The following is a 19,561-nucleotide window of genomic DNA, read 5'->3' as shown; positions in this document are numbered from 1 at the left end:
GATCGCACTGGGCTTTGTCACACCGGCACCGCCCACCGTGGCCCTGGTTCCTGCGGGAAGCCTCGGGGGCGTACTGGGGCAACAGGGCGAGGCCGAGCAGTATCGCCGCACGGCGACGGCCGCTGCGCCAGGCCGGTCTGGCCGACCCGAACCAGGGGGGGCGAGGACATGACATATCCCTCGGAATCGTGGGCTCTGGAAAGTGATGTGCCGAGGCATGCGTGAGCGGGCGGCGTACAGGCCGCCCGCTCACGCGTCGGGAGGGTTATGTCGAGATCTCGTCGATGCTGTCGCCGCCCGGCAGCACCGCAACGGTCGCCACCACGGAGGCGTTCAGCGGACCCTGGTACATACGCACCTCATCGATGGCGCCGGAGAAGTACTCACTCGCCGCCGTTCCGGTCAGCGCACGGCCGACCTGGAGGCTCGTCGCGCTGAAGTCCCAGGTGTTGTCCCACGCGGCCCTGGCCACGTCCGTGCCGTTGACGTAGAGGAGCGCGTCGCCGAAGACCGCGTTGTAGACCAGCGCGAGGTGATTGCCATCGCCCTGCGAGCTCGGCGCGTCGACGTTGTCGAGGAGCGCCGTGGCCAACGGGGACGCCGAGTCCGGGGAGGTCACCACGAGCTGCCAGCGGGCGCTGGCGGCGACGTACTTGACCTTGATCGCGCTGTTCTTGGCACCGGCCAGCGGACGGCGAATCCATGGTGAAGTCGCCGTAGTCGCCGACACCCGCGTGCCAGGCGTCGTCGGCCGGGTAGGCCGTCGATGTGATCGTTGCGGACTTGGGCATTGTCTTGTCGTAGATGAACTCGCAGCGGGTCTGGCCGCCGTCGGTGGACCAAGGCCCCTTCGCCTGCTGGTCGTACCCGTGCATCTTGCACATGCTGGAATCGCTGAAGAGCTCGGCCTGGACGCGGTAGAAGTCCGCGGCGACGCGCGTGAAGTGGGCAGTTCTCGGGTCGAGCCAGGCGGGGCGGGTGAAGCCGGCCCACTTTCCTTGTGGGACAACGGCGCGCCAGGGTTACGCTCGGCGAAGCCAGGGGGAACGGTGCCGAAGTAGCCGGGGGAGACCGGCGTCACCCCCAGCTCACGGAGCCGTGCGGCGATTCTTTGGCCGAGTGCCAGACGCCGGTCGAGTAGTTGTTGAGAGACCGGACCGCCGAAAGCGGACATGTTCTGCAGGAGCCACCACGGCTGGTGGGCGGGGCCCGTGATCCAGGAGTGCATCTCCGTGTCGGTGTAGCCGTGGCTCTGGAACAGGCGGTGGTAGACGGACTCCGCGCCGGTATAGACCAGCACTTCGTTGAAGCCGTGGAGCGCGAGGACGTCGAGTTCGTGTTCCCAGTAGTCCCAGCCGCGGTAGGGGCCCGTGTAGCCGTCGCTGGTGTCGTTGAGGGCGAACCGATGTGTCACGTTCGCCTTGCGGGCGAGGGGACGGCGGAGCCCGGGCAGCCGGCTGGGCAGATCAGCCTGCTCACCGTTCCAGGAGAAGTGCGCACAGGCGTTCCGGCGCAAGTAGTTGTGGAATCCGGCGAGCTGGACGGCCGATGTGCTGCCTTCCACGAGAATCCGTCCCGCCGCCCCGGAGACCCGGAACACGTCGGCGCCATTCTCGGGCGGCACCGTGCGGGAATTGACCTGGTCGCGGTGGTGTGGCAAGAGGCGGCCCAGTGCACAGGTCGAGGCGCCCCCGCCGGAGGCGGCACTGTCACCAGACTCGGCCAGAGGCGCGTTACTGCTGGTAACGCCCAGTGTCGCAGCCGCGCCAAGCGCGCCAAGAACCGCGCGACGACCCACGTCCATCAGGCACTCCAGCGACGAGAGCAGCAAAGCAAGTGATCCAACCCCGGTCCCGGGATCCTAGGCGCAACGGATATCGCGATGCCATCAGACCTGACGCCTCAGCGGAATCGTGGACCACCGGCCTGGCCGGTGAGACGCGAGAAATCCACTGCGGCGGGCCGGAAGCGCGACAGATGGCGGCGCGGGGCGCGGAACGGGGTGCGGAACGGGAATGTCCGTGCTCCGCGCCACGTTGTGGAGTACGAACACGAGGAGGAGCGGTCACAGTGCTTGATCCGCAGGGTTTGTACGCATGGGAGCCGAAGGGGCTGGCCGTGGTCGACATGGCACTCGCCCAAGAGTCGGCCGGTCTTGTCATGCTCTACCACTTCGACGGATACATCGACGCGGGGGAGACGGGCGACCAGATCGTCGACCGGGCCCTCGACTCGCTGCCCCACCAGGTCGTCGCGCGCTTCGACCACGACCGGCTCGTGGACTACCGGGCCCGCCGCCCGCTGCTGACGTTCAAGCGCGACCGATGGACCGACTACGAGGAGCCGACGCTCGACGTCCGCCTCGTCCAGGACGCCACCGGCGCCCCCTTCCTGCTGCTCTCCGGCCCCGAACCGGACGTGGAGTGGGAGCGCTTCGCCGCCGCCGTCCAGCAGATCGTGGAGCGCCTCGGCGTCCGCCTCGCCGTGAACTTCCACGGCATCCCCATGGGCGTCCCGCACACCCGCCCCGTGGGCCTCACCCCGCACGGCAACCGCACCGACCTGGTGCCCGGACACCGCAGCCCCTTCGACGAGGCGCAGGTCCCCGGAAGCGCCGAGTCCCTGGTCGAGTACCGCCTCATGGAGGCCGGACACGACGTCCTCGGTGTCGCCGCGCACGTGCCCCACTACATCGCGCGCTCCCCGTACCCGGACGCGGCGCTGACCGTCCTGGAGTCCATCACCGCCGCGACCGGCCTGGTGCTCCCCGGGATCGCGCACGCCCTGCGGACCGAGGCGCACCGCACCCAGACCGAGATCGACCGGCAGATCCAGGAGGGCGACGAGGAACTGGTCGCGCTCGTCCAGGGACTTGAGCACCAGTACGACGCCTCGGCGGGTGCCGAGACCCGGGGCAACATGCTCGCGGAACCGGTCGACATCCCCTCCGCCGACGAGATCGGCCAGGAATTCGAGCGCTTCCTCGCGGAACGCGAAGGCGATTCCTGACTCCGCCGCCGGGCCGCCGCAGTCGCCCGGGGCCCGGCATCGGGGCCGTCCGGTCTGATCGGGGACGCCCGGGCCGGTGGGCTGTCGGTGCCAGGGCCTAAGCTGCCAGGCATGCTGAAGGTGGGCCTGACCGGCGGTATCGGCGCCGGCAAGAGCGAGGTGTCCCGGCTCCTGGTCGAGCACGGGGCGGTGCTGATCGACGCGGACCGCATCGCCCGCGAGGTCGTCGAGCCCGGAACTCCCGGGTTGGCGGCGGTCGTCGAGGCGTTCGGCGAGGAGGTGCTCGCCGCCGACGGCACCCTGGACCGGCCGGAGCTCGGCTCGATCGTCTTCGCCGACCCCGGGAAGCTCGCCGCGCTGAACGCCATCGTGCATCCCCTCGTCGGCGCCCGCTCGCGCGCCCTGGAGGACGCCGCCCCGGCGGACGCCGTCGTGGTGCACGACGTGCCACTCCTCGCGGAGAACGGGCTCGCCCCGCTCTACGACCTCGTGATCGTGGTCGACGCCCGCCCCGAGACCCAGCTCGACCGGCTCGTCCGGCTGCGCGGCATGACCGAGGAGGACGCCCGCGCCCGCATGGCCGCCCAGGCGCCGCGCGACAAGCGCCTGGCCGTCGCCGACGTCGTCATCGACAACGACGTACCCCTCGCGGACCTCAAGCGCCGCGTGGCGGACGTATGGGGCGATCTCGCGCACAGAGCCCGGCAGCCCCAGGAATAGCGCCCCGCGTGAGGGGCGTTGAACGGTCGCAGCGAGGGAAGGACTCTGCCGTGCCCGAGACCAGCGGACCGACCGGACGTACTCCGGAGACGCATGTCATCGACTTCCGTGCCGCCGAGCAGCTTCTCGACGCACGTGACCCGCAGGGCGCGGTGAAGCTCCTCGACCGTGTCATCGCCGCGCACCCCGAGAACACGGCGGCCCGGCTGCTGCGCGCGCGTGCCTTCTTCGCCGCCGCGCAACTGCGCCCCGCCGAGCTGGAGTTCACGATCGTCCTGGAGCGCGAGCCGGACAACGCGTTCGCCCACTTCGCCCTCGCCCGGACCTACGAGCGCCAGCGGCGCCCCGAGCAGGCCAAGCGCCACTTCAGACTGGCCGCCGCGCTCGACCCCAAGCCGCAGTACCTCGAAGCGGCACGGTTCGACTCCTAGCGGTCCGACTGCCGGCAGTTCGACTCCTGGTGGCCCGACTCCTGGCCGTCCCCTCGGTCAGGGGTCCCTTCGGGCAGCTGTTCCTTCGGGCGGCGGTCCCCTCGGGCTCCGCTCAGGGGCGCCGCGTCGGCGGACGGGGAGGGCGGCCGGGAGGTCGGGGCGAGGAGCGCTCGTCGACTGGCTCGTACGGCGGGACGTCACGGCCCGGCTGGTAGTGCGGCCCCTGCCGGATGTGCCGGACGATCATCACCATGTCCACGGTGACCAGCAGCCACAGCGCCGCGCAGGCCGCCGCCCAGCCCGGCCGGCCCGCCAGCACGAACGCGACGGTTCCGCCGGCGGCCCAGATCAGACCCCACGCGCTCAGCCAGAACCGCAGCCGCAGCGCACTGCGTGCTGTCACCGGTTCACTGCCTGTACGCGTGGCCATCACCGTTCCCACCAAAAAACGTACTCTTCGCGACGCGCGTTCACCAAGGGCGCCGGCGGGACGGTGAACCGGGGTGGTGGAGGCCATCTGCCGGACGGGTTCGCGGGCGGCGCACGCTCCCCGGCGCCGCCCGGAACCAGACCCTTCCGCCGAGTCCGGGAGGCGGACCGGAGTCAGACCCTCGTCCCGCGCCGATGAATTCCGCGCGGCCCCGCGGTCTATCCCCTCGAAAGCAGCAGGCACCGCTTCCCTCAGGAGATCACCGTGTCCGAGAGCACCCTTCCCGCCGCCACCTCCACCCCGGCCGCCGCCACCTCGGCCTCGGCCGCCGTCACCCCGCGTTCGCGCCGCGCCCGGATCGGCCTGACCGTCCTTCAGGTCGTGCTGGGTCTCTTCTACGCGATCGCCAGCGCGCTTCCCAAGCTGATCGCCCACCCCTCGGCGACCGAGGGCTTCGATAAGCTCGGGTGGGGCCACACGGGCATGTACATCATCGGCGCGCTCGAACTCGCCGGCGGTATCGCCCTGATGATCCCGCTGCTGGACTCGGTGGCAGCGGTGGCCCTCATGGCGCTGATGGTCGGCGCCTTCATCGTCAACGTCACCGTCATCCACGGCCCGGGCACGGTGACCCCGCTCATCCTGATGGTGCCGCTCGCGCTGATCGCCTGGGCCAGGCGCGGCCACACGACCGACCTGCTGCACCTGGTCCGACGACGGGTGGGACAGCGGGCGTGAGACGGTCCGGGCCCGGCGGGCTTCCCCTGAGCGGTGGCTTCCTTCGACCGGGGGCGCTCCCCCTGGACCGAGGGCTCCCCGTGAGAGGGGGAGCCCTCGCCGGCGTGTGAGCTGAAGCGGGCCGAGCCGGGCTCTCCGGCCCTGTGTCCCCCGAGGGGAGGGCCCGGGCCTACGAGCCCGAGTGCCGGCGGCCCGACGAGCGGCGGGGCGAGTCCTCGGAACCGGGCCGGCCCCCCTTGCCGCCCTTGCCGCCCTTGCCGTCCGGGGCTGCGGGGCCTGAGGCGGGGCCCGCGGTTCTGATCGGGCCGGACGAGCCGGCCTGCATACCGCGCAGGCGTTCCATGTCACGCCGGTCCCGCTTGGTCGGGCGCCCCGCACCCCGGTCCCTGATGCCGGCCGGTGCCACGGCCTCGCGCGGCGGAGGCGGCGGGCTGTTGTCCACGTAGCACTCGACGGCGACGGGCGGCCCCACGCGCTTGCGGATCACCCGCTTCACGACGACGATCCGCTCGCGCCCCTCGTGGCGCAGCCGGACCTCGTCTCCCACGCGGACGCCGTACGCGGGCTTGACGCGCTCACCGTTGACCCGCACATGTCCGCCTCGGCAGGCGGTAGCGGCCACCGCGCGGGTCTTGACGAGACGGACGGACCAGATCCAGGCGTCGATCCGTACGCTCCCGCCCGAGGCGGGACCCGCACCGGCGGCGGCGATCACGGCTGCGGCCTTGGCGGCGGCAGCCGAATCGGCCGAGGAATCGGCTGAGGATGCGGTCGGGGAGTCGGCCCGGGTGCCGGCCGGGGAGTCGGCCGAGTCGCCGGGCGGGGTGTTGGCGCCGGTGCCGGCGTCCTTCCCGTCACCGTCCCCGTCCCCGCGACGACCGCCGACTGCGCCACGGCCACCGTCACCGCCACGGTGACCGCCGTCCCCATCACCACGGCCACCGTCACCGCCACGGTCAGGGCGGCCACCGCCTTCGCCATGGACACCGCCGCCGGCCCCGCCCGAGCCGCCGCCCCGCCCACCGCGCGCGGAGCGGTCACCGGGGCCGCGAACGCCGGCGCCGTGCCCTGCGCGCTCGCGCGCGTCGAAGCCGGTGGCGGCGTGCCCCGTACGGGTGGCGGCCGTGCCGTCCCTCTCCCCGTCAGCGTCCTGAGAAGCCATGACCCGACTCTAACGCCCACCCTGTACAGCACCGCACGGCTTTTCCGTCGCACGGACCACCCCGGATGCGGGGACCCCGGAGTACGCGGAGGCTGGCGGCTGAGGCCGGCCGACGACAGAGGGGACCGCGGTGGACACAGCAGCGAAGGTCGACGCGTTGATGGACGGCCTCCGCGCCGACCTGGAACGGCTCGCGGCCATCCCCTCCGTCGCGTTCCCCGGCTTCCCGGCCGAACCGGTCCAGGAGGCCCACGACCTCCTCGTAGGCATGCTGCGGGACATCGGGGTGGAGCGGATCGAGCGGATCGACCTGCCCGGCACCGCCCCCGTGATCTTCGCGGAGATCCCGCCGCCGAGCCCGGACGCCCCGACCGTCCTCCTCTACTCGCACTACGACGTGCAGCCGCCCGGCGACGAGAAACTGTGGCTGTCGCCGCCCTTCGAGCCGACGCCCGTCGAGGGCGGCCTGCGGGCGCGCGGGATCGCCGACGACAAGTCCAACGTGATCGCGCACCTCGGCATGCTGCGGGCCTACGAAGGACGGCCACCCGTCGGAGTGAAGATCGTCTTCGAGGGCCAGGAGGAGTACGGCAGCCCCTTCGACGACTATCCGCCGAGCGACCCCGAGCGGTTCGCGTGCGACGCCATGGTCATCGCCGACCTGGGCAACCTCCGCCCCGGCACCCCCACCCTCACCACCGGACTGCGCGGCGCCTCCGAGGTCGTGGTCGAGGTGCGGACCCTCCAGGAGCCCCGGCACAGCGGGGAGTTCGGGGGAGCGGCCCCCGACGCGCTGCTCGTACTGCTGACCGCCCTGTCCACGCTGCACGACGTGCACGGCGACGTGGCCGTGGCGGGGCTGCGGCGCGAGGAGTGGAGCGGGACGACGTACACGGAGGAGGAGTTCCGTGACCTCGCGGGGGTGAGCGACGGTGTGCCGTTGATCGGCAGCGGCAGCCTCGGGGAGCGGCTGTGGAGCGGGCCCGCGATCACGGTGATCGGCCTGGACGCGCCGAGCGTCGAACACGCCGCCTCGGCCGTCGTGCCCTACGCCCGCGCCAAGCTCAACCTCCGCTTCCACCCGCGCCAGGACGCCAAGGAGGCGCAACGCCTGCTGGTCGAACACCTGCGCGCGCTGCGGCCGTTCGGTGTCCCGCTCACCGTCACGCCGGGCGACACCGGCCCGGGCTACGAGGCGTCGACGGGCGGTCCGGCCTACCGGGCCGCCCGTACCGCGCTGCGCGAGGCCTGGGGCGAGGACGCCTCGTACGTCGCGACCGGCGGGTCGATTCCGCTGGTCAACGGGCTCGCGCGGGCCGCCCCCGGCGCCGAGGTGCTGCTGTTCGGCGCCCAGGACAGCATGTGCAATCTGCACGCCCCCAACGAACGGGTCCTCTTCTCCGAGCTGCGCAACACGGTGGTCGCGATGTGCGCGTTCGTACGGGAGTACGCGGCCGACTTCCGGCCGGGGGCCGCCTCGTGACCGCCGGCACCCGCCGCTCCGCCCCGGGCGGCCCGGCCGCGATCAGCGCCTCCCGCGGGTCCCGGGAGGTGGGCGCGCGATGAGCACCCCCACCGAGACCAGGCCGTCGGGCACCGAAGAGCCGCCGCGCAAAAGCCGGTTCGCGTTCCCGAGCGCGCTGACCGTCCTCGCCATCGTCACGATCGCCGTGTGGGCGCTGGCGTTCCTGATCCCGGCCGGCCAGTACGACCGCACGCCCGAAGGCCGGCCTATCCAGGGCACGTACCACCGCGTCGACTCCGGACAGAGCTTCGTCGACCGGCTCAACGACCTCTTCCTGTCACCCGTCAACGGCCTCTACGGCATCCAGGACGAGAAGTCCTCGCGGGTCGGGCCGGACTTCGCCGGTGAACTGTACGGCAGCGCGGGCGTGTTCCTCTTCGTGCTCGCCATCGGGGCCTTCATCACCGTGGTGTTCGCGACCGGCGCGCTCGACCGGGGCATCGGGCTGCTCGCCCACCGGCTGCGCACCCGGGGCGCGTTGCTCATCGCGGGCATCATGGTGGTGTTCTCGGTCCTCGGCACGGTCGAGGGCTTCGCCGAGGAGACCCTGGGGTTCTACGGTCTGATCGTGCCGTTGATGCTGGCCCTCGGCTACGACCGGATGGTGGCCGTCGGCACGATCATCCTCGGCGCCGGCATCGGTGTGCTCTGCTCGACGGTGAACCCGTTCGCGACGGGCGTGGCCTCGTCCGCCGCCGACATCTCCCTCGGCGACGGCATCGTGCTCCGGTTCGTGATGTGGGTCGTGCTGACGGCGGTCACCGTCGCGTATGTGATCCGGTACGCCCGGCGGGTGCAGAAGCGGCCGGAGCGTTCGATCACCGGCTTCCTGCCGGGGGACCGCGAGCACGCGCGGGACGCGTCCGGCGAGGTGCCCGAGCTGACCGGCCTGCACAAGGCGGTGCTCGTCACCACGGCCCTGGTCTTCGCGTTCATGATCTTCTCGGTCGTCCCGTGGTCCAGCGCGCTCACCGGCAAGGCCGACGCGCGGCCCTACGGGTTCGAACTCGGCTGGTCCTTCCCGGAGCTGGCCGCGCTGTTCCTGTGCGCGGCCGTGCTCGTCGGGGTGGTGGCCCGGATGGGCGAGCAGAAGCTCAGCGCCACGATCATCCAGGGTGCCGCGGACTTCATCTCACCCGCGCTGGTGATCGTGCTCGCCCGCGGCGTCACCGTGATCATGAACAACTCGAAGATCACCGACACGGTGCTTCACTCGATCGAGGGGGTCGTACGGGGCACTTCCTCCAGTCTGTTCGCGATCATCGTGTTCGTGGTGAACCTGCCGCTCGCCTTCCTCATCCCCTCGACGTCCGGCCACGCCACCCTCGCCATGCCGATCCTCGCCCCGCTCGCCGACTTCGCGGGCGTCTCCCGGGCCGTCGTCGTGACCGCTTGGCAGGCGGCCAGCGGCTGGATGAACCTCTGGGTCCCCACCACCGCCGTGACCATCGGCGGCGTCGCCCTCGCCAAGGTCGGCTACGACAAGTACCTCCGCTTCGTCTGGCCCCTGCTCGCCATCCTCTTCCTGCTGATCTGCGGGTTCCTGGCCGTGGGGGCGGCGATCACCTAGGTGGCCGGGAAGCGGGGGAGGAGCGGGCCCGTCCGGCGTACCGGCGCACCGGTCGTACGGTGGAGGCATGGTGATCGGTGATCCCGGGCCGGCCGGGCGTGACGGGGGCGGCGGGCTCAACGGAGGTGACGGGCTCGACGGAGGCGACGGACTGAGCGCGCTTCACGGAGTTGACGGGCCGGGCGGGCCGGGCGGGCTTCACGGAGGTGACGGGCCGGGCGGACTGGGCGGGCTTCACGGAGTTGACGGGCCGGGCGGACTGGGCGGGCTTCACGGAGGTGACGGGCCGGGCGGACTGGGCGGGCTTCACGGAGTTGACGGGCCGGGCGGGCGGCACCGGCTGGAGCGGCTGGACGCGCGGATCGCCGGCTGCCGGGCCTGCCCGCGGCTCGTCGCCTGGCGCGAGGAGGTGGCCGCGACCAAGCGGGCCGCCTTCGCCGACGAGACCTACTGGGGGCGCCCGGTGCCCGGCTTCGGACCGGCCGACGCCTCCGTCCTCATCGTCGGGCTCGCCCCCGCCGCGCACGGCGGCAACCGGACCGGCCGGATGTTCACCGGGGACCGTTCCGGAGACGTGCTCTACGCGGCGCTGCACGACGTCGGCCTCGCGTCGCAGGGGACCGCGGTCCGCGCGGACGACGGCCTGGAGCTGTACGGCGTCCGCGTCACCTCGCCCGTGCACTGCGCGCCGCCCGCCAACAAGCCGACCCCCGAGGAGCGGGACACCTGCCGGCCCTGGCTGGTCCGGGAGCTGGAGCTGCTGCGGCCCACACTGCGCGCCGTGGTCGTCCTCGGCGCCTTCGGCTGGCAGGCCGCGCTGCCCGCGTTCGCCGCGTCCGGCTGGGAAGTCCCGCGTCCCCGGCCGGTGTTCGGCCACGGCGCGCGCGTGACGCTGGACCGGCCACCGGAGCCGGACGGTACCGCTCCGCTCGAACTCTTCGGCTGCTTCCACGTGAGTCAGCGCAACACCTTCACCGGACGCCTCACCCCCGGCATGCTCCGGGAGGTGCTCCGCGCGGCTGCCCACGCGGCGGGGCTGCCCACCCGGCCGCCCGGCGCCGGCCTCGCGTGATGGGCCTGTATCCGGAGACCGAACCGTACGACCACGGCATGCTCGACGTCGGTGACGGCAACCGCGTGTACTGGGAGGTGTGCGGCAACCCCGACGGCAAGCCCGCCGTCATGCTGCACGGCGGGCCGGGGTCGGGCTGCACCCCGCACCACCGGCGCTTCTGCGACCCGGCGAGGTACCGAGTGGTCCTGCTCGACCAGCGCGGCAGCGGGCGCTCGACCCCGCACGCGAGCGACCCGGCCACCGACATGTCCGTGAACACGACCGCGCACCTGATCGCCGACCTGGAGGCGCTGCGCGTCCACCTCGGCGTCGACCGCTGGCTGGTGTGGGGTGTGTCGTGGGGGGTCGGCGCTGGGGCTGCGGTACGCGCAGACGCGTCCGGCCGCCGTGTCCGAGCTGGTGCTGACCGGGGTGGCGACCGCCTCCAACCCCGAAGTCGCGTTGCTGACCAGGGGACTTGGCCGGATCTTTCCCGAGGACTTCGACCGGTTCCTCGCCGGACTGCCCGAGGCGGACCGCTCCGGGAACCTCGCCGCCGCCTACAGCCGGCTCATCGAGTCGCCCGACCCCGGGGTGCGGGAGCGGGCCGCCCGGGCCTGGACCGACTGGGAGACGGCGATCGTCCCGGCGCCGCCCCGCTCGGTGGAGCGCTACGAGAACCCGGTCTTCCGCAGGGGGTTCGCCCGGACCGTCACGCACTACTGGGGCAACGGCCACTTCCTCGGGGAGGGCAACGAGGAGGGTGTGATCCTGCGGGACGCGCCGCTGCTCACCGGCATCCCCGGCACACTGGTCCAGGGCGGCCTCGACTTCGGGAACCTGCTCGGCATCGTCTGGCGCCTCCATCACGCCTGGCCCGGCAGCGAGTTGGTGATCGTGGACGACACGGGGCACAACGCGGGGGCCGCCGGGATGGTGGAGGCGCTGGTGGCGGCCACGGACGGGTACGCGACGCGGACGTGAGCCAGGGCGCCGGCTGTCTCAGGCCTTGCCGAACAGATGGCGCACCGTGGAGCGGTAGTTGGCCTGGACGTGGGCGAGGGCCTGGGCGCGGGCCCGCGCCGGGTCGCCGGACGCGACCGCCTCGTACAACTCGCGGTGTTCGGTGAGGAGTTGGGGCCACTCCTCGTTCTGCCGGGTGAGCCAGCGCAGTCGGCCGTCGACCGGTTCCATGACGGAGATCAGCAGGCTGTTGCCGGCCATCGCGAGGATCCGGTCGTGGAAGGCGGTGTTGATGTCGGTGATGGCCTCCGCGTCCCCGGTGTGGGTCGCGACGGCCGCGCGGTCGAGCAGCCCGGCCAGCTCGGCCAGCGCCTCCGGGGTGGCCCGTGACGCCGCGAGGCCGGCCGCGTAGACCTCCAACGCCTCGCGCAGCTCGAAGAGTTCGGCGACGTCGGTCGGGGTGAGGCGGCGTACGACGGTCCGGCGCGGGGTCTCGAAGAAGACGAAGCCCTCGGCGACCAGGGCGCGGATCGCCTCGCGGACCGGCACCCGGGAGACGCCGAACCGGTCGGCCAGCTCGCGTTCGACCAGCCGGTCGCCGGGACGCAGCCGGCCCGCGATGATCTCCTGGCGCAGGGTGGCGAGGACCCGCTCGCGCACGGCCCCGAGCGGCTCGCGCCCCTCGCCCGCCGGCTCCCGCTCCGCGCCGGATGGCGAGGGCGCCTCGGCGGCGCGTTCCGGGTCCGCGCCCAGGGGGTCGATCTTCGTCATGGGCCCATCTTCGCCGACTCCGGGGGTGTTTTACGGAGCCGTAACGGCGAGGACATCGGCCGGAACGGTTGACGGCGGGACCATGACGGCAGTTTGGTATACCAAACGCGCCTCGCTCGGATGCCCGCAGCCCGCACCGCCGCCTTCCGTCCCCTCGTCCATGGAGGCCCCGTGTCCCTCGCCGACCGCGCCGAAGTCACCGGCGCACCAGCGTTCGTCCCCGACCCCCGGCTCACCAACGAAGACCTCGCGCCCGCCGGGAAGCGGAACTGGAAGGTCTTCGACCTCTTCGCCATGTGGATGTCCGACGTCCACAACCTCGGCAACTACACCTTCGCGGCAGGCCTGTTGGTCCTCGGCATGAACGTCTGGCAGATCTTCACCTCGCTGCTCGTCGGCTTCGTGATCATCTACGCCGGCATGAACCTGATGGGCCGCGTCGGACAGCGCACCGGCGTGCCCTTCCCGGTGGTCAGCCGCATCAGCTTCGGCGTCTGGGGCGCCAACATCCCCGCGCTGATCAGGGCCGTCATCGCCATCATGTGGTACGGCATCCAGACCTATCTGGCGTCCGTCGCCGTCAACGTCATGCTGCTCGCGGCCTGGCCCGGACTGGAGTCCTGGACCCACCACTCCTTCGTCGGCCTGGACGCGCTCGGCTGGACGTCCTTCGTCTCCCTCTGGCTGATCCAGGCGCTGATCATCAGTCAGGGCATGGAATCCGTACGGAAGTTCCAGGACTTCTGCGGCCCCGCGATCTGGCTCGTGATGATCGCGCTGGCCGTCTGGGTGCTGGCGAAGGCGGGCTGGAGCATCTCGCTCACCTCCACCCCGCACCCGGTGGCGGTCGGCGAACAGTGGCGGCAGTGGTTCGGCGCGGTCGGGCTGATCCTCGCCACCTACGGCACGCTGATGCTCAACTTCTGCGACTTCTCCCGCTTCGCGCCCAGCTACAAGACCGTGCGACGCGGCAACTTCTGGGGCCTGCCCATCAACTCCACGGCCTTCGTGATCGTGTCCGTCATCGTCACGGCCGGCTCCATCGAGGCGTTCGGCGAGGCCATCACCGACCCGGCGCTGCTCGTCGCCAAGGTCGGCAACACCTGGGTCCTCGTCCTCGGCGCCCTGACCTTCGCCATCGCCACCATGGGCGTCAACATCGTCGCCAACTTCGTCTCACCGGCGTACGACCTCGCCAACGTCTGGCCGCAGAAGATCACGTTCAAGGTCGGCGGCATGATCAGCACCGTCGCCGCGCTCGTCGTCACCCCCTGGAACCTCTTCTCCAACCCCACCGTCGTCAACTACTTCCTCGGCGGCCTCGGCGCCTTCCTGGGACCGCTGTTCGGCGTGATCATGCTCGACTACTACTGGGTCAAGCGCGGCAACGTCGACGTCGAACAGCTCTTCAACGCCCGGCCCGGCAGCCGCTATTACTACCGCCGGGGCGTCAACCCCAAGGCCCTGTGGGCGTTCCTGCCCTCGGCGGCGGTGGCCGCGGTCCTCGCCCTGGTCAAGGACTTCAGCGACGTGGCCCCGTACTCCTGGTTCATCGGCACGGCCATGGCCGCCGGGCTGTACGCGCTGCTGTGCCGCGCCGAGCGGGCCGCCACCGAACCGGCTCCCGCCTCCGACACCGTTCCCGTGGAGGGCTGAGCGTGCGGATCGTCGTCACCAACTGCAACACGACGCAGGAGATGACCGAGGAGATCGTACGAGGTGCCCGGGCCGCCGCAGGCCCGGGCACCACCGTGCTCGGTCTCACCCCCGCCTGGGGGCCCGAGTCCGCGGAGGGCTGGCTCGACAGCTACCTCTCCGCGGCGGCCGTCCTCGACACCCTGCGCACCTACGAGGCCCCCTACGACGCCGTCGTCCTGGCCGGTTTCGGCGAACACGGCCGGGAGGGCGCGCGCGAACTCCTCGACGTACCGGTCGTCGACATCACGGAGGCCGCCGCGCACCTCGCGTGTCTCCTCGGCCGCCGCTACGGCGTCGTCACCACCCTGGAACGCTCCCGCGGCCAGATCGAGGACAGCCTGCACACGGCCGGAGTCGCCCAGAACTGCGCCGCCGTCGTCGGCACCGGCCTCGGCGTCCTCGACCTGGGCGACACCCAGCGCACCCAGGCCGCCTTCGTGACCGCCGCCGAACGGGCCCGCGAGGCCGGCGCCGAGGTCCTCGTCCTCGGCTGCGCGGGCATGACCGGCCTGCAACGAGCCGTCGGCGAAAAACTCGGCCTCCCCGTGGTCGACGGCGTGGCGGCGGCGGTCAAACTGGCCGAGTCCCTGGTCTCCCTGGGCCTGACGACAAGCCGAACCGGCACCTACGCCCGCCCCCTGCCCAAACGCCGCACCTGGGGCCGGCCGGCACCCGACGATCGCAGGGCGTCGGAGTGACCGGGTTCACCTGTGGAAATAATGCTTCGAACAACATGAGTTGGCCCTGCTACCGTCGCCGGCGTGGCGAAACTCAATCAGATCATCGCAGTCGAGAAGGGCATCAAGTCCAAGTCCCACCAGGACCTGACGGCTGCTCATCACGGGCTCCAGAAACCGGCGTTGCTCGCCGGGATCTCGCGGACCTATCAGCCGAAGGACGAGGAGGGCGAGCAGTTGCCGCCCGAGTCCACCCGGGTGCAGGTCCAGGCCGAGGACGTGCTGCGGGACACCGCGGCGACCCTGACCCGGCTGTTCGACGTGACCGCCACCAAGGACTGGGCCAACTGCACCGCCCGCGCCGACGTCAAGGTCGACGGGCGCGTGCTCGTCCCCGGCGTACCGGTGTCGTATCTGCTCTTTCTGGAGAAGCAGCTCACCGACCTCAACACCTTCGTGCGCAAGCTGCCCGTCCTCGACGCCTCGGAGTCCTGGGTGCGGGACCCCTCCACCGACGCCTGGAAGACCGAGCCGGTGCGCACCCTGCGGACGAAGAAGGTGCCCCGCAACCACGTCAAGGCCGAGGCCACCGACAAGCACCCGGCCCAGGTCGAGGTGTACTACGAGGACATCCCCGTCGGCTACTGGACGACCGTCAAGTTCTCCGGCGCCCTGCCCGCCCGCCGGGTGAACGAACTCCTCGACCGCGTCGAGAAGTTGCAGCAGGCCGTCAAGTTCGCCCGCGAGGAGGCCAACGGCGAGGACGTCGTCGACCAGCGGGTGGGCGACGCGGTGTTCGGCTACCTGTTCGCACAGGGGTAGCCTCTGAAACTCCCCGGCCACCACGTACCACGGCCGGGGTGCGCGAGGAGCGCAAGCTGAACCTGAAGCTTGTCGTGAAGACACGGTTCCAGTGGAGGTTCGAGTCCTCCCCGCGGCACCAGCGGCACTCCACCGAGTGCCCACGAGCCGCGGTAGCCCAACCGGCAGAGGCAGACCGTGATCAATCTCAGACTCTTGCTCCAGACTCAGCATTCGCCGCCGATCGCCGGATCGACCGGGCCCAGGCCCCAGACGTCGAAATGCTGGTTCAAGTCCAGCCCGCGCAGCTCGATGCGTGGTGGTCCAAAGGCAGGACGCGGCGACATAACGACTGACCTGGGTCCTCAAGCGTGCCGGCGTGCGACATGGCGGCACTTCAAGGGTCCGGGGGCCGGCTACGCCCTCGGACCCGCTCCTCTCTCCTCATCGCCCTCAGAACCCGGTCCGCTCTTCTCCGGGTCGCGGGGCTCGTCCCCTCTCTCGGGAACCGGCCCGCCCTCCCTCAGAACTCGGCCCCGCTCTCCTTCAGAAACCGGCCCGCCCTCCCTCAGGCCCGGCCCGCCCGTGAAGTGTCACAGCGCTGAAATACCCGCGTTCACTTTCCGCCGGCAACGCCCATTACCGTAGGAACCGCACCCGCCCGGCCGATGTCGCCCGAAGGCAGCCGCCCTCGTCCGACAGGAGCCCCGTGCGTTCCACCCGCGTCGCCGTACCGCCCTGGCTCGCCCACGCCCTGCGCGCACAGCGCGGCCCCGTGCCCTGGAACGCGGTTCTGCGCGGCGCGCTCACCGCCGGGCCCCTGCTCCTCGCGGCCGTACTGAGCGGCCGTACCTCCCTCGGCGTCGTCGCCGCCCTCGGCGCCATGTTCGCCGGGATCAACGACCGGCCCGGCAGCCGCCGCGTCGCCGTCGAACGGCTCGGCGTACCCGCCCTCGCCGGAGCCACGGGCCTGCTCGTCGGCTCGTACGCCGGACAGCACACCGGCGCCCTCACGCTCACCCTCCTCCTCACCACGCTCGGCCTGATCGCCGGCGCCGTCAGCGCGATCGGACCCGTCGCCTCGGGAGCCGGCACCCAGCTCCTCGTCGCCTCGGCGATCGGCGCCGGCATGCCGCTGCCCGAACCCGGCTGGCAGCGCGCCCTCCTCTTCCTCGGCGGCGCCGCCTGGCTCCTCGGCCTGCGCCTCGCCCTGCCGACCACCGCCACCGGCACGGGTGACTACCGCTTCGACGGCGAGCGGCACGCCGTCGCCGGCGTGTACGACGCCATCGCCCGCCTGCTGCTCGCCACCGGCGGCCCGGACGCGCCCCGGGCCCGCGCCGCCCTCACCGCCGCCCTCGACCAGGCACAGGACGCCCTCACCGGACCCCGGCTCCGGCGCTACGCCAGCTCCGCCGCCGAACGGCGCCTGCACGCGCAGTACGCCGCCGCGCTTCCCCTCGCCGAAGCCGCCACCGCCCTCGCCTGGACCGGCGAACCCCTGCCCGAACGGGCCGCCGAGGGACCCCGGCGACTCGCCACCGCCGTCCGCACCGGCGCCCCCACCGGTCCGCTGCCCGCCCCCGCCGTCCCCGGCAGCCGCACCCGCCCACACCCCGGGACCTCCGTCGCACCCGCGCTCCGCGCCCTGCACGACGCCCTCCTGCACGCCGCCGACACCTTCGACACCGGCTCCGGAGACCCCCTGCACACCCGGCGCCGCACCGCCCTCGCCCATCTGCGCACCGCCCTCGGACCCGGCGGACGCGAGTACGGGCTGCGCGTCGCCCTCTGCTTCGGAACCGCCGTCGCCGCCGCCCAGGCCCTGCACCACGCCCGCTGGTACGGCGCCCACCCGCACTGGTACTGGCTCCCCGCGACCGCCGTCTTCCTCGTCAAGCCCGACCTCGGACCGCTCGCCTCCCGCGTGCTGTGCCGGGCGGCGGGCACCGTGCTCGGCGCGCTCACCTTCGCCGGGCTCGCCGCCCTGCTGCCCCGGCCGGAGGGACTCGTCGCCCTCGTCGCGCTCAGCGGCGCCCTCATCCCCGTCGCCACCCGGCACTTCGCCGCCCAGACCGCCGTCGTCACCGTCCTGGTCCTCGCCCTCGTGATGGTCGGCGGGGAACCGCAGGCCTCCTGGAACCGGCTCGGCGAAACCCTGCTGGCCTGCGCGATCGTGCTGGTCGTCGGCCACCTGCCCGCCCCCGGCCAGCGCGGCGGCACCGTACGGGCCCGCCTCACCCGCGCCACCCGGGCCACCGACGACTACCTCGCCCACGTCCTGGCCGACCGCACGGCCGACGACCGCACCGGCCGCTGGATGCTGCGCCGGGAGGCCTACCGCGCCCTCGCCGAGGCCCGGGCCGCCATCGACCTGGCCGCCGCCGAACTCCCCGCCCTGGCACGGCACTCCGCGGGCACCGACGAGATCGCCGCCACCCTCGAACACCTCGTCGACACGGCCACCGCGTGCGCCGTGCAGCTCGACGACACCGGCCGGCTCACCCCCCACCACACCGGCCGTGTCACCCAGCTCCTCGGCGAACTGGCCGAGCACCGCGAGCGGGTGGGCCTCAACCCGGAAAAGCTGTTCGCGGCAGACCGATGAGTTCCGCCCCTCCCGCCGGTCACCACAACGCAGGTACCGTTCCGTTGGAGGGGCAGATGACGCTTCCGGAGATCGTCTCGCGCGACGAGTGGCACGCCGCGCGCGAGGAACTGCTGGTCAGGGAGAAGGCGGCCACGCGCGCGCGGGACGCGCTCAACGCGGCGCGGCGCGGACTGCCGATGGTCGAGATCGACAAGGAGTACGTCTTCGAGAGCGGCGACGGCAAGGCGACCCTGCTCGACCTGTTCCGGGGGCGGCAGCAACTCGTCGTCCAGCACTTCATGTTCGCCCCCGAGTGGGACGCGGGCTGCCGGAGCTGCTCGGGGTTCCTCGACCAGATCGGCCACCTCGCCCATCTGCGGGCGCGCAGAACCGAGTTCGCCGTCGTCTCCCGGGCGCCGTACACGAAGATCCTGCCGTTCAAGGCGCGCATGGGCTGGACCGTGCCCTGGTACTCGTCGTACGACAGCGACTTCAACTACGACTTCCAGGTGTCGTTCGCAGGCGACGAGCCCTACGAGCGGCCCGGCGTGAGCTGCTTCCTGCGGGACCGGGACCGCGTCTTCCACACGTACTCCACCTACGAACGCGGACTCGACGGGCTCGGCTCCACGAACTCCCTGCTCGACCTGACCGCCCTGGGCCGCCAGGAGGAGTGGGAGGAGCCCAGGGGGCGCGCGTCCGCACTGGGGGCGCCCGCGGGGAGTGAGCGCGTCCGCTACCACGACGAGTACGAGGACTGAAGCCCCCCGTCACCCTCCTGGGGGCGGGTCGGCTCCACCCCGCTGACCTGCTGCTTTCGCCCCTCCGGCATTGTGTCGTGCGCCACATCGGGCGCCGTGACCCGGTGTCGGCTTCGTCTCAGTACTGTCACTTCCCGAGTCGTTCACCCCCTGCCAGGCGTTTAACTCTTCAAGAACAGCGCGACATGGAGGTACAGGGTGAACGGGCGAATGGTGCTGGAGCGCTTTCCGGCCGGCGGACCGCGCGGGTCATGGCCCGCGGAGGAGTTCGCGCAGGCGCGCCGCCAGGAGGGCCAGACCGTCGAGGTCGTCATGGACATCAGCTCCGACACGTTTCTCGTGGTCGCGGGCGGCGGGGGCGACCTCGGCGAGTGAGCGGGTGGCGTGGGTCAGGAGAGCAGGAGAGCAGGCGGGCGAGGTGGGTGGGTGAGCGGGAGCGGCCTGGAACGTGCCGTCAGCCCCCTGCCGTGCTGGTCAGCCCCCTCCCGTACCGGGACAGCCGCCTTGCCGTACCGGTCACCGCACCTGCCGTACCGGTCACCGCACCTGCCGTACCGGTCACCGCACCTGCCGTACCGGTCACCGCACCTGCCGTACCGGTCACCGCACCTGCCGTGCCGGTCAGCCGCCTTGCCGCGCCGGTCACCGTCCTGCCGTACCG

At 72.1% G+C, this 19,561-nt stretch carries 18 protein-coding genes, 1 tRNA gene and 2 pseudogenes; 16 read left to right on the top strand and 5 right to left on the bottom strand.

Annotation, left to right across the window (positions count from 1 at the left end):
* Positions 1-265 precede the first annotated feature (265 nt).
* On the bottom strand, positions 266-730 hold the full coding sequence (locus AB0912_RS14185; protein WP_366699232.1) for a LamG-like jellyroll fold domain-containing protein: 465 nt from the start codon (positions 728-730) through the stop codon (positions 266-268).
* A 133-nt stretch (positions 731-863) separates the two neighbouring features.
* Positions 864-1,804 (bottom strand): annotated as a pseudogene (locus AB0912_RS14180) (alpha-N-acetylglucosaminidase TIM-barrel domain-containing protein); the annotation flags it as partial.
* A 266-nt stretch (positions 1,805-2,070) separates the two neighbouring features.
* On the opposite strand from AB0912_RS14180, the gene AB0912_RS14175 reads away from it, so the two are divergent.
* The 3 genes from AB0912_RS14175 to AB0912_RS14165 all read left to right on the top strand — a co-directional run bounded on the left by AB0912_RS14175 (position 2,071) and on the right by AB0912_RS14165 (position 4,160).
* Positions 2,071-3,009: a PAC2 family protein gene (locus AB0912_RS14175; RefSeq protein ID WP_366699230.1), complete on the top strand. Its 939-nt coding sequence runs from the start codon at positions 2,071-2,073 to the stop codon at positions 3,007-3,009.
* Positions 3,010-3,120: 111 nt separating this feature from the next.
* Positions 3,121-3,729 carry a dephospho-CoA kinase gene (coaE, locus tag AB0912_RS14170; protein WP_366699228.1) on the top strand — a complete coding sequence of 203 codons (609 nt, stop codon included), beginning with the start codon at positions 3,121-3,123 and terminating at the stop codon, positions 3,727-3,729.
* A gap of 50 nt (positions 3,730-3,779) precedes the next feature.
* The gene (locus tag AB0912_RS14165) at positions 3,780-4,160 is read left to right on the top strand and encodes a tetratricopeptide repeat protein (protein ID WP_366699226.1); all 381 of its coding nucleotides are present in this window, start codon (positions 3,780-3,782) and stop codon (positions 4,158-4,160) included.
* Positions 4,161-4,272: 112 nt separating this feature from the next.
* On the opposite strand, the gene AB0912_RS14160 is transcribed toward AB0912_RS14165, so the two are convergent.
* On the bottom strand, positions 4,273-4,590 hold the full coding sequence (locus AB0912_RS14160) for a DUF6343 family protein (RefSeq protein WP_366699224.1): 318 nt from the start codon (positions 4,588-4,590) through the stop codon (positions 4,273-4,275).
* 264 nt (positions 4,591-4,854) lie between these two features.
* Between AB0912_RS14160 and AB0912_RS14155 the strand changes: the two genes are divergently transcribed.
* Positions 4,855-5,328 carry a DoxX family protein gene (locus AB0912_RS14155; protein WP_366699221.1) on the top strand — a complete coding sequence of 158 codons (474 nt, stop codon included), beginning with the start codon at positions 4,855-4,857 and terminating at the stop codon, positions 5,326-5,328.
* 169 nt (positions 5,329-5,497) lie between these two features.
* Here the strand turns inward: AB0912_RS14155 and AB0912_RS14150 are convergent, their stop codons facing one another.
* Entirely contained in the window at positions 5,498-6,043 is a 546-nt protein-coding gene (locus tag AB0912_RS14150; RefSeq protein ID WP_366699343.1) for an RNA-binding S4 domain-containing protein, read from the bottom strand.
* A 577-nt stretch (positions 6,044-6,620) separates the two neighbouring features.
* On the opposite strand from AB0912_RS14150, the gene AB0912_RS14145 reads away from it, so the two are divergent.
* The 4 genes and pseudogenes from AB0912_RS14145 (at position 6,621) to pip (ending at position 11,623) form a co-directional block, all read left to right on the top strand.
* On the top strand, positions 6,621-7,973 hold the full coding sequence (locus AB0912_RS14145) for a M20/M25/M40 family metallo-hydrolase (RefSeq protein ID WP_366699219.1): 1,353 nt from the start codon (positions 6,621-6,623) through the stop codon (positions 7,971-7,973).
* 79 nt (positions 7,974-8,052) lie between these two features.
* A complete protein-coding gene (locus AB0912_RS14140; protein WP_366699217.1) occupies positions 8,053-9,585 on the top strand; it encodes a YfcC family protein in 1,533 nt (510 codons plus the stop codon).
* Between the two features lie 340 nt (positions 9,586-9,925).
* Positions 9,926-10,657 (top strand): uracil-DNA glycosylase, encoded by a 732-nt coding sequence (locus tag AB0912_RS14135; RefSeq protein WP_366699341.1) that lies wholly within the window; start codon positions 9,926-9,928, stop codon positions 10,655-10,657.
* Positions 10,657-11,623 (top strand): annotated as a pseudogene (pip, locus tag AB0912_RS14130) (prolyl aminopeptidase). Before AB0912_RS14135 ends, pip begins: the two are co-directional and overlap by 1 nt.
* Before the next feature lie 18 nt (positions 11,624-11,641).
* On the opposite strand, the gene AB0912_RS14125 reads toward pip, so the two are convergent.
* On the bottom strand, positions 11,642-12,373 hold the full coding sequence (locus tag AB0912_RS14125; protein ID WP_366699215.1) for a GntR family transcriptional regulator: 732 nt from the start codon (positions 12,371-12,373) through the stop codon (positions 11,642-11,644).
* A gap of 171 nt (positions 12,374-12,544) precedes the next feature.
* Here AB0912_RS14125 and AB0912_RS14120 point away from each other — a divergent pair, with 171 nt between their 5' ends.
* The 8 genes from AB0912_RS14120 to AB0912_RS14085 form a co-directional block, all read left to right on the top strand.
* Positions 12,545-14,029 carry an NCS1 family nucleobase:cation symporter-1 gene (locus AB0912_RS14120; protein WP_366699213.1) on the top strand — a complete coding sequence of 495 codons (1,485 nt, stop codon included), beginning with the start codon at positions 12,545-12,547 and terminating at the stop codon, positions 14,027-14,029.
* Positions 14,030-14,031: 2 nt separating this feature from the next.
* A complete protein-coding gene (locus AB0912_RS14115; RefSeq protein WP_366699211.1) occupies positions 14,032-14,769 on the top strand; it encodes an aspartate/glutamate racemase family protein in 738 nt (245 codons plus the stop codon).
* 63 nt (positions 14,770-14,832) lie between these two features.
* Positions 14,833-15,570: a hypothetical protein gene (locus tag AB0912_RS14110; RefSeq protein ID WP_366699209.1), complete on the top strand. Its 738-nt coding sequence runs from the start codon at positions 14,833-14,835 to the stop codon at positions 15,568-15,570.
* A gap of 146 nt (positions 15,571-15,716) precedes the next feature.
* Positions 15,717-15,856 (top strand) — tRNA-Leu (locus AB0912_RS14105).
* A 402-nt stretch (positions 15,857-16,258) separates the two neighbouring features.
* A complete protein-coding gene (locus AB0912_RS14100; protein WP_366699207.1) occupies positions 16,259-18,157 on the top strand; it encodes an FUSC family protein in 1,899 nt (632 codons plus the stop codon).
* 56 nt (positions 18,158-18,213) lie between these two features.
* Positions 18,214-18,900, top strand: coding sequence for a DUF899 domain-containing protein (locus AB0912_RS14095; RefSeq protein ID WP_366699205.1), 687 nt, complete (start codon positions 18,214-18,216; stop codon positions 18,898-18,900).
* Positions 18,901-19,098: 198 nt separating this feature from the next.
* Entirely contained in the window at positions 19,099-19,275 is a 177-nt protein-coding gene (locus AB0912_RS14090; protein WP_366699203.1) for a hypothetical protein, read from the top strand.
* Positions 19,276-19,367: 92 nt separating this feature from the next.
* A partial coding sequence (locus AB0912_RS14085; protein ID WP_366699201.1) for a hypothetical protein occupies positions 19,368-19,561 on the top strand: 194 nt, incomplete at its 3' end.

The organism is Streptomyces sp. NPDC007084, from assembly GCF_040703595.1.
Classification (GTDB): Bacteria; Actinomycetota; Actinomycetes; order Streptomycetales; family Streptomycetaceae; genus Streptomyces.
This window is presented reverse-complemented; position numbering and strand designations above follow the sequence as displayed.